Origin of the sequence: Huintestinicola butyrica (genome assembly GCF_025567215.1) — a bacterium.
GTDB classification, from domain to species: Bacteria; Bacillota; Clostridia; order Oscillospirales; family Ruminococcaceae; genus Huintestinicola; species Huintestinicola butyrica.
The window spans coordinates 364,579-378,734 of the sequence record NZ_JAOQKB010000002.1 but is presented as its reverse complement, the minus strand read 5'-3'; the positions used below and the strand labels follow the sequence as shown (position 1 = coordinate 378,734).

Annotated in this window: 16 protein-coding genes, 1 other RNA gene and 1 pseudogene; 16 read left to right on the top strand and 2 right to left on the bottom strand. The window is 47.8% G+C overall.

Features of this window, described 5'->3' with window-relative positions; translation table 11 throughout:
• The first annotated feature begins 123 nt into the window (after positions 1 to 123).
• Both OCV68_RS03955 and OCV68_RS03950 read left to right on the top strand, forming a co-directional pair.
• On the top strand, positions 124 to 1,308 hold the full coding sequence (locus OCV68_RS03955; protein ID WP_262570887.1) for an iron-containing alcohol dehydrogenase: 1,185 nt from the start codon (positions 124 to 126) through the stop codon (positions 1,306 to 1,308).
• Between the two features lie 374 nt (positions 1,309 to 1,682).
• Positions 1,683 to 2,948, top strand: a complete 1,266-nt coding sequence (locus OCV68_RS03950) for a hemolysin family protein (RefSeq protein ID WP_022474878.1) — start codon at positions 1,683 to 1,685, stop codon at positions 2,946 to 2,948.
• Positions 2,949 to 2,991: 43 nt separating this feature from the next.
• Here the strand turns inward: OCV68_RS03950 and OCV68_RS03945 are convergent, their stop codons facing one another.
• Together OCV68_RS03945 and OCV68_RS14675 are read right to left on the bottom strand one after the other, a co-directional pair.
• A complete protein-coding gene (locus tag OCV68_RS03945; protein ID WP_262570884.1) occupies positions 2,992 to 3,321 on the bottom strand; it encodes a hypothetical protein in 330 nt (109 codons plus the stop codon).
• 58 nt (positions 3,322 to 3,379) lie between these two features.
• Positions 3,380 to 3,853, bottom strand: a complete 474-nt coding sequence (locus OCV68_RS14675) for a prepilin-type N-terminal cleavage/methylation domain-containing protein (protein WP_317259198.1) — start codon at positions 3,851 to 3,853, stop codon at positions 3,380 to 3,382.
• A 333-nt stretch (positions 3,854 to 4,186) separates the two neighbouring features.
• Here OCV68_RS14675 and OCV68_RS03935 point away from each other — a divergent pair, with 333 nt between their 5' ends.
• The 14 genes and pseudogenes from OCV68_RS03935 (at position 4,187) to rnpB (ending at position 14,104) form a co-directional block, all read left to right on the top strand.
• Positions 4,187 to 5,473 carry a GDSL-type esterase/lipase family protein gene (locus OCV68_RS03935; protein ID WP_262570882.1) on the top strand — a complete coding sequence of 429 codons (1,287 nt, stop codon included), beginning with the start codon at positions 4,187 to 4,189 and terminating at the stop codon, positions 5,471 to 5,473.
• 23 nt (positions 5,474 to 5,496) lie between these two features.
• The gene (locus OCV68_RS03930) at positions 5,497 to 6,132 is read left to right on the top strand and encodes an epoxyqueuosine reductase QueH (protein ID WP_147621092.1); all 636 of its coding nucleotides are present in this window, start codon (positions 5,497 to 5,499) and stop codon (positions 6,130 to 6,132) included.
• A complete protein-coding gene (locus tag OCV68_RS14725; RefSeq protein WP_394803494.1) occupies positions 6,117 to 6,293 on the top strand; it encodes a GNAT family N-acetyltransferase in 177 nt (58 codons plus the stop codon). Before OCV68_RS03930 ends, OCV68_RS14725 begins: the two co-directional genes overlap by 16 nt.
• Positions 6,294 to 6,311: 18 nt before the next feature.
• A pseudogene (locus tag OCV68_RS14720) lies at positions 6,312 to 6,653 on the top strand (GNAT family N-acetyltransferase); the annotation flags it as partial.
• Positions 6,654 to 6,657: 4 nt separating this feature from the next.
• Positions 6,658 to 6,966, top strand: coding sequence for a ribosome assembly RNA-binding protein YhbY (gene yhbY / locus OCV68_RS03920; RefSeq protein ID WP_147621094.1), 309 nt, complete (start codon positions 6,658 to 6,660; stop codon positions 6,964 to 6,966).
• Entirely contained in the window at positions 6,963 to 7,601 is a 639-nt protein-coding gene (gene nadD, locus OCV68_RS03915; protein ID WP_022474871.1) for a nicotinate (nicotinamide) nucleotide adenylyltransferase, read from the top strand. The genes yhbY and nadD overlap by 4 nt, the downstream gene beginning before the upstream one ends.
• Positions 7,588 to 8,172 (top strand): bis(5'-nucleosyl)-tetraphosphatase (symmetrical) YqeK, encoded by a 585-nt coding sequence (gene yqeK / locus OCV68_RS03910; protein ID WP_262570879.1) that lies wholly within the window; start codon positions 7,588 to 7,590, stop codon positions 8,170 to 8,172. Before nadD ends, yqeK begins: the two co-directional genes overlap by 14 nt.
• A gap of 14 nt (positions 8,173 to 8,186) precedes the next feature.
• Positions 8,187 to 8,540 carry a ribosome silencing factor gene (rsfS, locus tag OCV68_RS03905; RefSeq protein WP_022474869.1) on the top strand — a complete coding sequence of 118 codons (354 nt, stop codon included), beginning with the start codon at positions 8,187 to 8,189 and terminating at the stop codon, positions 8,538 to 8,540.
• Positions 8,541 to 8,558: 18 nt separating this feature from the next.
• Complete coding sequence (locus OCV68_RS03900) at positions 8,559 to 9,092, top strand: hypothetical protein (RefSeq protein ID WP_262570877.1); 534 nt, start codon at positions 8,559 to 8,561, stop codon at positions 9,090 to 9,092.
• 14 nt (positions 9,093 to 9,106) lie between these two features.
• Positions 9,107 to 10,108: a hypothetical protein gene (locus OCV68_RS03895; RefSeq protein ID WP_147621097.1), complete on the top strand. Its 1,002-nt coding sequence runs from the start codon at positions 9,107 to 9,109 to the stop codon at positions 10,106 to 10,108.
• A gap of 5 nt (positions 10,109 to 10,113) precedes the next feature.
• On the top strand, positions 10,114 to 10,860 hold the full coding sequence (locus tag OCV68_RS03890) for a hypothetical protein (RefSeq protein ID WP_262570875.1): 747 nt from the start codon (positions 10,114 to 10,116) through the stop codon (positions 10,858 to 10,860).
• A 49-nt stretch (positions 10,861 to 10,909) separates the two neighbouring features.
• The gene (gene leuS, locus OCV68_RS03885) at positions 10,910 to 13,348 is read left to right on the top strand and encodes a leucine--tRNA ligase (RefSeq protein WP_147621099.1); all 2,439 of its coding nucleotides are present in this window, start codon (positions 10,910 to 10,912) and stop codon (positions 13,346 to 13,348) included.
• A 139-nt stretch (positions 13,349 to 13,487) separates the two neighbouring features.
• Positions 13,488 to 13,661, top strand: a complete 174-nt coding sequence (gene rpsU, locus OCV68_RS03880; RefSeq protein ID WP_022474864.1) for a 30S ribosomal protein S21 — start codon at positions 13,488 to 13,490, stop codon at positions 13,659 to 13,661.
• A gap of 104 nt (positions 13,662 to 13,765) precedes the next feature.
• An RNA gene (gene rnpB / locus OCV68_RS03875) (RNase P RNA component class A) lies at positions 13,766 to 14,104 on the top strand.
• Positions 14,105 to 14,156: the final 52 nt, after the last annotated feature.

Below are 14,156 nucleotides of genomic sequence, written 5' to 3'. Positions count from 1 at the left end.
CAATGCGTAAAATTGCCGTAAAACCTTGCATAAAATGCGCAAATCACTTGAAAAAGTGAAAAAAGTGTGATATTATAATCTGTAAAGTCATATTTATAATGGAAATTTTCGGAGGAATGTTTCTTGAACGACTATATTTATCACAATACCACAAAGATAATATTCGGCAGGTCAGCCGAAAAATATATCGGAAGCGAATGCAAGGCTCTGGCTGACGGTGGAAAGATCCTGCTGCTGCTCGGCGGCGGAAGCGCCAAAAAGTCAGGGCTTTATGACAAGGTCGTTGCTTCGCTGAATGAAGGCGGCGTTGAGTTCACGGAGCTGTGGGGCGTTCAGCCCAATCCACGCATTGATAAGGTGCGTGAGGCTGCCATGACCGCAAAGCGTGAGAATGTCTCACTTATCCTTGCTGTGGGCGGCGGAAGCGTTATCGACACGGCAAAGGCTGCTGCGGCAGGCGCTCTTTATGACGGCGACCCATGGGATTTCTACAGCGGCGCTGCAAAGCCTGTCAAGGCTCTTCCGCTGGGCGTGGTGCTTACCATTCCTGCGGCAGGCTCTGAAAGCTCCATGGCTTCGGTCATCTCAAATCCCGAGACCAACGAGAAGATAGGCTGCTCGGCTGAGTGCTATCTGCCGAGGTTTGCGGTGATGAACCCCGAGAACACCTACACTCTTCCCCCTTACCAGACTGCCTGCGGTGCGTCCGATATGCTGGCGCATCTTATGGAAAGATATTTCGTCAACGCCAAGTGCTGCGACCTTACCGACAGGCTCATTGAGGGAGCGGCTCAGACGGTCATTAGGTTTGCTCCTCTTGCACTGGAGTCTCCCGAGGATTATGATATCCGTGCGGAGCTTATGCAGACAGGCTGCATTGCTCACAACAATCTGCTTGACTGCGGCAGGGGAGAGGATATCGGCAGAGGCGGCGACTGGGCTTCCCATCAGCTGGAGCATCAGCTTTCCGCATACTATGACATTGCCCACGGCGCAGGACTGGCTATAATCTTCCCGGCATGGATGAAGTTTGTGAGAAAGTCAAATCCCGCAAAGCTGGAGCAGTTCGGCAGAAGAGTTTTTCATCTTGAGGGAAGCGGCGATGAGGTCATCGACATGATGATATCCGAGCTTGAAAAATTTTTCCGTTCTATAGGAATGCCCACACGTCTGTCCGACATAAACATAGGATGTGAGCATTTCAGGGAAATGGCGGAGAATGCGGTAAGGATAAAGCACAATAAGCTTGGCTCATACGTCCGTCTCACAGTAGATGACGCAGAGGAGATATACAGGCTCGCACAGTAAAAAAATAAGGCAATATAACGGCTTCATAAAGGCAAAGATTATGAGGATATGTGAAAAATGTCGAAAAAAGTGTTTCATTTTACTTTCAGTCAGCTTTCACATAATTTACACAATGGCAGGGTATTATATAACTGTACTCAAAAAGAGTACGGAATTTCATTTCAAGCTTTTATAAAGATTGTGTTTACCCCGCACGGTCTTATAAAAGAACCCCAAATTTGCTCTGCGGGGTTTTACCCCTACCTCGCAGAGAATCCCCCATAATCCTATATCATGATCTTGCCCTCGGAGCCTTGCTTCGGGGGTGCCTTTTTTATTAGGCTTTTTTAAACATATTATCAATACATTTGACTTAAAAAGGATGGTTTTATTTTATGGAATATGCCGCGATAATTTTGCTGATAATCATGTCAGCATTCTTTTCGGCGACCGAAACAGCATTTTCATCGGTAAACAAAATTCGTCTCAAGCATGAGGCATCAAACGGCAATAAAAAAGCAACAAGGGCGCTGAAGATTGCTGAAAATTTCGACAAGACCCTTACCACTATCCTGGTAGGAAACAATATCGTAAATATCCTCTCCACATCGCTGGGCACTGTGATATGTACAGAGCTTTTCGGCGCAAAGGGCGTGGGAATCGCAACAGCGGCAATGACAGTTCTTATACTCATCTTCGGCGAGATAATGCCCAAGAGCCTTGCAAAGGAAAATGCGGAGAAATTCGCACTTTCGTTCGGCGGACTGCTTAATGTGTTCATTGTGGTGCTGACACCTGTCACATTCATTTTCAGAGGACTGAAAAATCTGGTGTCAAAGCTCTTTAAATCAGGCAGCGACGCTCCCTCTGTAACCGAGGACGAGCTGAAATATATCATCGACGAGATCGAGGAAGAGGGCGTTCTGGAGGAGCAGGAAAGCGACCTTGTGCGCTCCGCTCTGGAGTTTGATGACAAGAACGTTTCCGAGGTGCTTATCCCCCGTGTGCGCATAACTGCCGTGGAGAAGAACGACAGCTTGGAGCATATAAGAGAGTTGTTTTTCACCGAACAGTATTCCCGTATGCCCGTGTATGAGAAAAATATCGACAACATAATCGGATTTATCCACGAGCGTGATTTCTTCAAGCTCACAGTAAGCGACGAGCACGCCGATGGCATCGAGTCGATCATCCATGAGGTGATCTATATCACCGAGTTCCAGACAGTATCGGAAGTCCTTGCAAGAATGCAGAAGGAAAAGATACATATGGCGATAATCAAGGACCAGTACGGCGGAACCTACGGCATGGTAACAATGGAGGACCTTATTGAAGAGCTTCTGGGTGAGATATACGACGAGACAGACGAGGAGGATCACTCCTTTATCAAGATAAGCGACAATGAGTATGACGCAGCAGCAGACTTTAACCTGAGAGAGTTTGAAGAAAAGCTGGGACTTCCCGAGGATACCATCAAGAGCGAGAGCTATACTCTTGGCGGCTGGGCGCTGGAGCTTTTCGGACGTATCCCACAGGCCGGGGACGAGGTAAAGGACGGCGTCTTTACACTAAAAGTCCTTGAAGCGGAGGAAAACAGGATAATCAGGCTGAAAATAACAGTTGATAAGCCTGATGAAAGTGAAAATAAGGATAGCGAATAAATCAAAACGGGTCGGTACAAAATGTATCGACCCGTTTTGATTTTCAGAAAAATATTATATTGCAGGCAGAGGCTCCGCCGAATTTTGTCACTGCCCATACGACAAGGAGAGCTATCCCCACAGAAAGCACCGCTGCCGCAAGCTTTGCAAGAACTCCGCATATGCCCTTGTACCTTGGAGGAGCAAAGATAAATCCGCCTGCCGTTATAAGCCCGGCTATCCATGCGGTTATGAGAAGTATCGTCTGCGCCGCATAGAAATGCTCGCTGAATGTTTCCATGCCCGCAATACAGCGCACTCGCATCAGTATGTATGAAGCTGCCAATGAAAATATCATCAGCCGCAGTCCAAGCCGTACTGCACCGTTTGACATAAAAGCTCCGCCCTTCGCAAGTATTTGTTTTTACGAAGTCCTTTGCTTTTTTTGTTCCTTACTCCACAGGGCAGCTGCCGATGCACTGGCTTTTTGCGCTGGCAAGTATCTGGTCTTCCGTGTAAATGCCCACCTGAGTTGCATTTATGGGCTTGCTGCTCCAGACAGCGTATTCCACGGAATTTCCGTCAGCGGATATCTTGAAGCCGTAGTAGCCCGAAAAATCCTCACCCATGAATTTGCTTATGTCTATCTGAGTTCCGCTTGATGTCTGTGCAACAGTGCTGTTTGCCCCCATGAAAACATCGCTGTCGCCTGCCGACATGACCTCTTCGTCATTGGTGTGCATATCGAGAAGAGCCAGCGCCGCACCGCTGTAAACGTTCTTTGCATTGGCAATGGCAGTCTGCGCTCTCGCCTGACGGGTGTAGCCTATCATCATCGGGATAAGTATTGCGGCAAGCGCTGCAACGATGGCAAGAACCACTATCAGCTCGATAAGCGTGAAGCCCCTTAATTTCTTTTTGTTCATATTCCCCGTCCTCCTGAAATTGCAATTTTTTTACTAATTTTATTATACTTATTTTACATAGCTATAGATGAAATTTGCGTTAAAACTTATAGTATAAACTGTTAATATTAGTATATGCGGCAGATTTTGAAAAGGTTCGTCATATTTACGAAAATCTTTGCCCTGTGTTTTCGGCGTTTTATCAAAAATCATAGAAAATTACCGAAAAATTAGCACCATTTTCTGTATCAATGACAGTTTTACTTTTGCCAAATATATGTTATAATATCTTTGTACGTGAGAATCTATTTGCTTTACATATAATATTTCTGAGAAACAGAGAGGAATACAGAAATGTCCGATAACTTCAACGACGGAGCGTGTGCGATATCCCCGAAGAGAATGCTGGCTCTTGCGGCTGCCGTTCTGTCCGTTTTAATGCTGGCAGGCTGCGCAGGCAAAAATGAGACGGCTGACTTTGATGAGGCTGTGGATTATGAATATTATTCCGAGGAAGAGGCTGAGACTGAGCCTACTCTCGGTTCTTCCGAGACCATGACGGAGGCTGTCACAGAAATTTTGGAAGATGAGACTGTTGACTCCGAAACAGTGTCGGCGGAAAAGGCAGCCAGCTCCCAGACTGAGGCTGTGACCGAGATATCTGCCGAGACCACGGTTTCAACTGCTCCCGCAGTGACCGAGACTTCTCCTCAGATCCCTGCTGAGACTACCGTTCCCGCAACTACAGCTGCTCACGCATCTGAGGTCGTTACCGACTGCTCGGTACCAATGGCAGAGGTGCCCGTTACAACAGCTGCGCCTACGGACTATGACAGTGAGTTCTTCTCGGAAGATCTGTTCATCGGCGACTCTATTTCTACAGGCTATTCCCTTTACGGCTTTTTGAATGACAGGAACGTTTTTGCAAAGGTGGGTCTTAACCCCTCAACAGTGCTTACAAAAACAGTTTCCACCTGCTTCGGCGACATCGGCATTTCAGATATGCTTACATATACCACACCAAAGCGTGTGTATATAATGCTTGGCTCCAACGGTATCCAGTGGCTTTCTGTGGATAATATGCTCAAATCCACCGATACTCTGGTAACGCTCATAAAGACCGCCTGCCCCGATACAGAGGTCATGATAATCAGCGTGCCTCCCGTTACTCCAGAGTATGCCGCTACCGTCAAGGATATTGACGTTATGGCAAAGATAAACGAGTATAACGACAGCCTTAGCGACTACTGCACAGAAAAGGATATGCTTTTTGTTGATGCGGCTTCCGTGCTGAAAAGCTCCACGGGATATTTCAATTATTCCTATGCCGAGTCGGACGGAATGCACTTCAAGTCCTCTGCATACAGAACACTGCTTTCAAAGATCCAGGCAGATGTGACCGCATTTGAGGAAACCAAGGCTGAGGAAGCCGAGAAAGAGGCTGAGACCGCCGTTTCCGATGAAGCTGAGGTAACAACCGCTCCCGAAGAGACTGAGGAGACTTCCGCAGCTGCAGAAGAGACTACAAGCACTTCTGCCGATGAAAAGAAACCTGCCGCAAGCTCGAAGAAGAGTGCTTCCGACAGCAAAACAGGCGGAAAGACCTCGGATACCAAAACATCTGAGACCAAAAAGAAGTAATTACCCATTGAGGAATTTTTTAAATGACAGATAATATAAACTATCAGGCTATGCTTGAGAGAACGATCGCAGCCCGTGACGGAACGCCGTCCCTGCTGCTCCACAGCTGCTGCGCTCCCTGCTCAAGCTATGTTCTGGAGTATCTTTCCCGTTATTTCCAAATAACGGTTTTTTATTATAACCCCAATATTTACCCACCCGAGGAGTTTTTCAAGCGCCGCACGGAGCAGGAGAGATTCATCTCGCTGATGCCTGCGGAAAATCCCATAAGCTTCATCGGTGCGGAATATGAAAGCGAGAGCTTTTATGAAACGGTAAAGGGGCTTGAAAAAATACCCGAGGGCGGCGAAAGATGCTTTGCCTGCTACAGACTGCGCCTTGAAAAAACGGCAAAGCTTGCAGCGGAAAAGGGTTTTGACTACTTTACCACCACGCTTTCCATAAGTCCTCACAAGAACGCCGGGAAGCTCAATGAGATAGGCGGGGAGCTGGCGGAGAAATACGGCGTAAGCTATCTTTTCTCCGATTTCAAGAAGAAAAACGGCTACAAGCGTTCAACAGAGCTGTCAAAAATATACGGCATTTACAGGCAGAATTACTGCGGCTGTGTCTTTTCCATGAGAGAAACGGAGGAAAGAAACAAATGCAGGGAGCAGTGATCGTTACGCCCCGTCTTTATTTGAGAAGAATGGGCAATGAGGATATTGCGCCGCTCAGTGCCATTTTGCAGGATAAGGACGTTATGTACGCTTATGAGCTCGCTTTTTCGGACGGAGAGGTAAAGCAGTGGCTTGACCGCCAGATGAAGCGGTATGAATAATACGACTTCGGGCAGTGGGCTGTCATTCTCAGAGAGAATGAATGTATGATAGGTCAGTGCGGCATTACGATGCAGGAAGTTCCCGAGGAGCTTGTCAGCGGGGGAATGGTGCCCGAGATAGGCTATCTTTTCCGAAAGGACTGCCGGCATAAGGGATATGCTGCCGAGGCGGCTTCTGCCTGCAGAGAATATGCTTTCAATGTGCCGGGCTTCAATAAGATATACTCTATCATAAGAGACAACAATATACCGTCACAGAATGTGGCAAAAAGGAACGGAATGACCCCTGCGGGTACTTTCGTGAAGCATTATTACGGCATGGATATGCCGCATATATTATACAAGGCTGAAAGGAAATGAAATTATGCTTACAAGCAAACAAAGAGCTTATTTAAGAGGAATTGCCGCTAAGGAAGACACCATTTTTCAGGTGGGCAAGGGCGGTATCGGCGAAAATCTCATCGACCAGGTAAGAGATGCTCTCAAGGCAAGAGAGATCGTTAAAATAAAGGTATTGGACGCTGCAATGCTTTCCGCTGCGGAGGCTGCTGAAGCTCTGGCAGAGGGCACAAAGTCCGAGGTAGTGCAGGTAATAGGCAACAAGCTCACACTCTTCAAGAGAAATCCCCAGGAGCCTAAGATTGAGCTTCCTTCCTCAAACAAGAAAAAGTGATAACAGCACTTTTCGGCGGCAGCTTTGACCCTGTTCACAAGGGGCACGTCAATGCCGTAAGGTCGCTGCTGGATACTATCCCGCAGATTGACAGAGTTATCATTATGCCTGCGTTCCTGAACCCCTTCAAGGCAAATGCCATGTCTCCCGCTGACGGTAAAGACCGTATGGAGATGTGCAGGCTTGCTTTCGGGAGCATACCTGTTTGTGAGGTATCCGACTACGAGATAAGCAAGGGCGGAGTAAGCTACACGGCGGTAACGCTGGAGCATCTGCGTGAGATATATCCGGGTGACAGGCTGATACTTACAGTTGGAAGCGATTCGCTGGAGTCGCTCCCCAGATGGCACAGGGCAGGGGATATCATAAAGATGGCTGAGATCGCTGCGGCTGCACGCTCCGATGAGGATATGGGCAGGATAAACGGCTATGCGGACAATATCAGGCGGCTGGGCGGCGTGGTGCATATCATCAAGACCCGACCCTTTGACATCTCGTCAACCGAAATTCGTGAAAAAATTTTAAACAATCAGGATATATCTTGCTATATTGAGGAAGATGTAGTAAAATATATAGTGTGTAATAAAATTTACAGAAACGGTGATAGTTTTGGATGCTCAGATGTGCAGTGTTAATATAAACGAATTAAGGGATATCCTTAAAATAAGGCTTTCCAAGAAAAGATACACCCACAGCCTTAATGTGGCTGACGCCGCACTGAAGCTGGCGGAGAAATACGGCGCTGATATCGAAAAGGCTTACCTTGCGGGACTGGTGCATGATATCTGCAAGGAAGTTCCCACCGATGAACAGCTTGCCATGGCTCAAAAGTGCCATCAGGGCATTGATGAAACGGAGCAGAAGATACCTGCCCTTTATCATGCGGCGGCAGGCTCATGGTACGGCGAGAATGTGCTCCATATCCATGATGAGGATATTCTCAATGCCGTCCGCTACCATACCACAGGCAGAGCAGGAATGTCACGCCTGGAGGAATGTGTGTATCTTGCCGACCTTATTTCCGAGGACAGGACATATAAGGACGTGGGAAGAATGAGGCGGCTTGCTTTTGAGGATATAAACGGCGCAATGCTGGAAGCCGCAAGGTTTACTCTCAGCGACGTTATCGCCAAAGGCTCGTTTATCCCCGAAAATTCCATGCAGACATACAATTATTATACAGCACTCATTAAACAGGACAAGTGAAAGGAGTAATGCAGATGACGCAGAATGAAGCTCTGGAGCTTATCGTAAAAACTCTTGACAGCAAAAAAGCCGAGGATATCAAGGTAATAAAGATAAAGGAGCTTTCCGTACTTGCGGATTATTTCGTAATAGCCGATGGTACGTCAAGCACCCAGACCAGGGCGCTGGCGGACGAGGTCGAGTTCAGGCTAAAGGAAGCGGGACTTGCACCAAATCAGATACAGGGCAACAACGGTTCCAACTGGATAGTTCTTGACTACGGTGATATCATCGTGCACGTTTTCTCAAGAGACCAGAGGGATTTTTACAATCTGGAGCGCCTCTGGAGAGACGGCGAGGAGATAGACATTTCATCTATGATAGACTGATTGACATAAGGGGTAAATATGGACAACAATAACAACAGCTATGCTAATCTTTACGGCGACGAAAATCCAAAGGGCGATGTTGTTCCTCCGGGAGTGCTTCCGCCTGAGGCTGAGGAGGTCATATACACCTATGACCCGCAGCTTATAAAAAAGGGAATGATAAAGACAAGGGTAATCGGCGTGATACTTACCGCTCCTGCGGTGGTGGCATTTTTCGCAATGCTGATGCTGAGCTTTACAACATCAGGCTCGGTGGAAACGGTCATAGCGCTTTTATTGCTTATACCTATTGCGCTGTATATGGTGCTGACAGTCACATATATGCTGGGCAGCAACGTATCGAGGATCATTATCGGCGTGCTGGCGGCAGTGGACTTCGGACTTCAGGTACTTGGCTTTTTTGGTGCGTTAATTGTGGCAGCGGGCAATGCCCATAACGGCGTCAGCTCGTATATCGCAGTTGAGCTTATTGTGACAGCGATAAGCTTCGTTCCCTTGTGGTTTACTTTGATTGACAAAAGTGTAAGAGCATATTTTAACAGCAATAAATGAAAAGGGGTATAATAATGGACGAACTTAATATGGATTCTCTTGATCTTCCCGAGATGGAACATGACTACAGCGACGTTCCCGACGCATCTGAGGGGCTTGACGAGCCTGCACGCACATCGCCTGCCTTTGGCGCAGGGGAGGACCTTTCTGATATAGAAATGCCTGTCCTCAGCGAGATGGACGGCTCTGCTCCCGTTCAGCCCGTAAAGGCTGAGCCTCAGAAGCAGGCGCCTGTACAGGCATCTGTGCAGACATCTGCTCAGATATCCGAAATGGGAGGCGTTTCTCCTATGGGCGGAATTTCTGAAATGGGTGCTTCGTCAAACAATACTTCCGCAACCGGAAGTCCTGCCGCAAACAGCATGACAGGCACAGCTTCCGTGAGCGGCATTTCCGAAATGGGCGCATCTTCATACAGCGCACCAAAAAGAAATGTTCAGCCTGCGGCTCCCGTATCGGGCGGATATACTCCCGTTTCGGGCGGCACTGCAAGCACAGGCACTCAGAACAACGGCGCAGCAAGCTACAGCAGTGTTTACAACAGGAACGATCAGGGTTCGGCTCAGAGAACAAACGACTTTTTTGCCGCAACCGAGCAGATGAATGCCGAAAAATATGAAAGAGGTCACGGCAAGGCAAATGTGCTGGGCATCATTTCCATTGTCCTTGGTGCATTTACCATTCTCGGACACCTGGAGGTAAGCTTAGTCGGACTTCTGGGCATTGTACTGGGCGGACTTATCATCTACCATGCCCTGAAATTCATGAAGCAGAGCGAAAAATCACGCCGCATACTGGCATGGCTCTATGTGTGGGATCTTATTGATTGCATACGTGGAATTATAATGCTTGCAAACGCAAATCAGCTCTTAGATGATATGGGAATTGAAGCGTCCTCGTTAATAGGCGTGACAAGATTCATATATATCCTTGGCATTATCTTCAACGGCGTAATGACATATTTCTTTATGTTCAATTCCGCTGTTCATGACTATACCATTGATGACAGCCGATGAATGATATGAACGACGACTTTGAGCTTCCGCCTCTTCCGAAGGAAACGGTGTTTTCCTCCGAGGTGGGGGATATTGACGAGGAAAATGACAGAGCCGCAGCCGATGATCTGACTGAAGCTGTGGCAGCGCCAAGCATGACCGATATGGACGGCAATCCTGCCGAGCCGCCTCCTGCGGAGGATTACAAGAGCGCCAACCGCCGTGAGACCGTTATCAGGGAAATGGTGGAGCTTCCGCCTCAGAAAAGCGCTGCCGAAAGGCGGCAGGAGTACCTTGATGAGCTGAAAAAGGAACGTGAACAGCTGCAGGCCTTCAAAAAGGACGCAGTAATGTTCTTTGGCTGCTTTACCGCACTTGCGCTCATATATCTGGCAGCAGACCCAACGCCTCTGCCTATGTGCATTGCTCTTGTTGAGGCAGGAATTGCATGGCTCATAGTAAGGGGCAGCCAGATAGCACGGCTCATGCTGCTGATAATGCTGCCCATAAATTCTGCGCTGGGAGCTGCAGGCTTCGGCGGAGCGTTTGACAGGTTTGCGTGGTTCATGACAGAGATACACATAAGGGGATTTCTTCCCGACAACTTCAAGAAAACAGCATACCTCATAATGGCGGTAGTGTCAGCGGGACTGTTCGTTTTCCTGCTCTTCAACAGGAGGATAAGCACCTACTGCTCCGATCCCGAAAACGAGATAGACGATATTCTGAGCCACGGCGTAAAGATAGGCAGGCGCAGAAGACGCTTCAAATAATGTTATACCTGCGGTTTTCCGCATCAAATAAAGCAAAGGAATGATTATTTTGGAAAGATACGATTTTGCCTCGGTTGAACCCAAATGGCAGAAATACTGGGAGGAGCATGAGACATTCAAAACAGATGTCTGGGACTTTTCCAAGCCCAAGTTCTATGCCCTCGATATGTTTCCCTATCCTTCGGGAGTAGGTCTCCATGCGGGACACCCTGAGGGCTACACAGCAACCGACATAGTATCAAGAATGAAGAGAATGCAGGGCTACAATGTCCTTCACCCTATGGGATATGACTCTTTCGGTCTGCCCGCTGAGCAGTATGCCGTAACTACAGGTCATCACCCCAACGGATTTACTCAGAAGAATATCGAGACATTCTCAAAGCAGCTCAAGGAGCTGGGCTTTGACTATGACTGGTCAAAGATGATCGCTACCTCTGACCCCAAGTTCTACAAGTGGACCCAGTGGATATTCAAGCAGCTTTATCTTGACGGCTATGCAAAGTATGTTGATATGCCCGTAAACTGGTGCGAAGAGCTGGGTACTGTTCTTTCCAATGATGAGGTCATTGACGGAAAATCAGAGCGCGGCGGATTCCCTGTTGTAAGAAAGAACATGAAGCAGTGGGTAATAGATCAGCCTGCTTTTGCGGAAAAGCTTCTTGAAGGTCTGGACGAGATAGACTGGCCCGAATCCACCAAGGCTATCCAGAGAAACTGGATCGGCAAATCCACAGGTGTTGAGGTAAAATTCAACATCGTCGGCGGCGGAGAGTTCAGCATCTACACCACCTGTATCGAAACTATTTACGGTATCACCTTTATGGTGCTTGCTCCTGACGGACAGATCGTCAAGGACCTTATGCCCCGTATCGAGAACAAGGAAGAGGTTCAGGCATATATCGACGAAACTCTCAAAAAGAACGATATGGATCGCACCGAGCTCAACAAGACCAAGTCAGGCTGCGAGCTTAAGGGCGTTACCTGCATAAATCCCGTAAACGGCAAGGAAGTAAGAATGTTCATCGGTGACTTCGTTCTTGCAAGCTACGGCACAGGTGCGGTAATGGCAGTACCTTCCCATGACCAGAGAGACTTTGAGTACGCTGTTGCTCACAATATCGACATGATACAGGTAATCGACGGCGATGAAAAGCTGGGACACGTTGATGTTTCCGAAAAGGCTTTTGAAAAGGGCGATTACCTCGGAAAGGGCTACAGACTTATCAACTCCGAGGAGTTCACAGGTCTTACCGTTGAAGAGGCTAAGGAAGCCATCACTGTAAAGCTTGAAAAGATGGGCGTTGCCAAGAGGACAACAAACTACCATTTCAGAGAGTGGATATTCGCACGTCAGCGCTACTGGGGCGAGCCTGTTCCTGTAGTTCACACCGAGGACGGCGGAATACACGTACTTGATGATGATGAGCTTCCTCTTATCCTTCCCGAGCTTGAGGATTACAAGGGCAAGAACGGAAAGGCTCCCCTTGAAAATGCCACTGAGTGGAAGAAGTATGACCACAACGGCATAAAGGGTACAAGAGAAACATCTACCATGCCCGGAAGCGCAGGCTCCAGCTGGTATTATTTCAGATACATTGATCCGGATAATGACAAGGAATTTGCAAATCAGGAGCTTTTAAAGCACTGGATGCCCGTTGACCTTTACATCGGCGGCCCTGAGCACGCTGTGGGTCATCTGATGTATTCAAGAATATGGAACAGATATCTGTACGATAAGGGCCTTGCTCCTACAAAGGAACCCTTCAAGAAGCTGGTTCACCAGGGTATGATCCTGGGCGAGAACGGCATCAAAATGGGCAAGAGATATCCCGAGTTCGTTATCAACCCCAGCGATATCGTAAGAGACTACGGCGCTGATACTCTCCGTCTTTACGAGATGTTCATGGGCCCTCTGGAGGTTTCCAAGCCCTGGAGCAGCGCAGGCGTTGAGGGTGCAAAGAGATTTATCGTAAGAGTATGGAACTTCTTTACCGAGCCTGCTAATCTGACCGATGATAATGACGGTGCTCTCACCAAGATATATCATCAGACAGTGAAGAAGGTCACCGATGATTTCGAGGCTCTCGCATTCAATACCGCTATCAGCCAGCTCATGATTTTCATGAACGCTGCATACAAGGCAGGCAAGTGCCCCAAGGAATATGCCGAGGGCATTATCAAGATGATGTCCTGCATAACTCCTCACGTATGCGAGGAAATGTGGCAGAAGCTGGGTCATAATGATACCATCGCTTACGAGCCATGGCCTGTTTATGACGAGAAGGAGCTTGTTGTTGATACCATTGAAATTGCTGTTCAGATAAACGGCAAGGTAAGAGGCAAGATCAACGTAGGCGTTGACGAGGATCAGGATTCCGCTATTGCCAAGGCAAAGGCAAATCCCGATGTCGCAGCAGCGATCGAGGGCAAGAATATCGTCAAGGAGATCTACGTAAAGGGTCGAATTGTAAATATTGTTGCAAAGTAATCAATTTGCACAAAAAAGCACCTGAAAATTCTGCGTTCTTTTTAATGCAGACACTTGACAAAATGGCTTGATATATTGTATAATGTAAAAGTTATATCGTATATAATCCTCTGCCGCAGGGCAAAGGGAGGGAACAAAGTTGGCAGAAATTCATGTTGGAAAGAACGAGACTCTGGAAACCGCTCTTAAGCGCTTCAAGAGAAGCTGCGCTAAGGACGGCGTAATCGCTGAGGTTCGTAAAAGAGAACACTATGAGAAGCCTTCGGTTAAGCGCAAGAAGAAGTCCGAAGCTGCTCGTAAGCGTAAATATTGATATTTTATATCGTATCGCTTGAGTTCAAGGCGGCGGCAGTTTATCTGCCGCCGTTTTTATCTTTCACTTGACAAATCACCGTGCAAACGGTATAATAGTAAATGCGAGTAAGCTATGCGGTTGAACGCTTTTTGCGTTAGGAAAGTCCGGGCATCACAGAGCAGGGTAGCTGCTAACGGCAGCCGAGGGTGACCTTAGGGAAAGTGCAACAGAGATATACCGCTGATTTTTTCAGTAAGGGTGGAAAGGCGAGGTAAGAGCTCACCGGGGCAGCGGAGACGCTGCTGCCATGTAAACCCTATCCGATGCAACGTCTATTGGTACGTGTACGTCAATGTCTGCTCGGCAGGCGTACCGTAAAGACGGCTAAAGCGTTTCGGCGACGATCCGCTCAGATAGATTTCCGCACACGACAAAACCCGGCTTATCGGCTTAGTCGCATTTATATGTAAATTTCGGAGCTGTTTCAGTTATGCTGCAACAGCTCCGATTTTT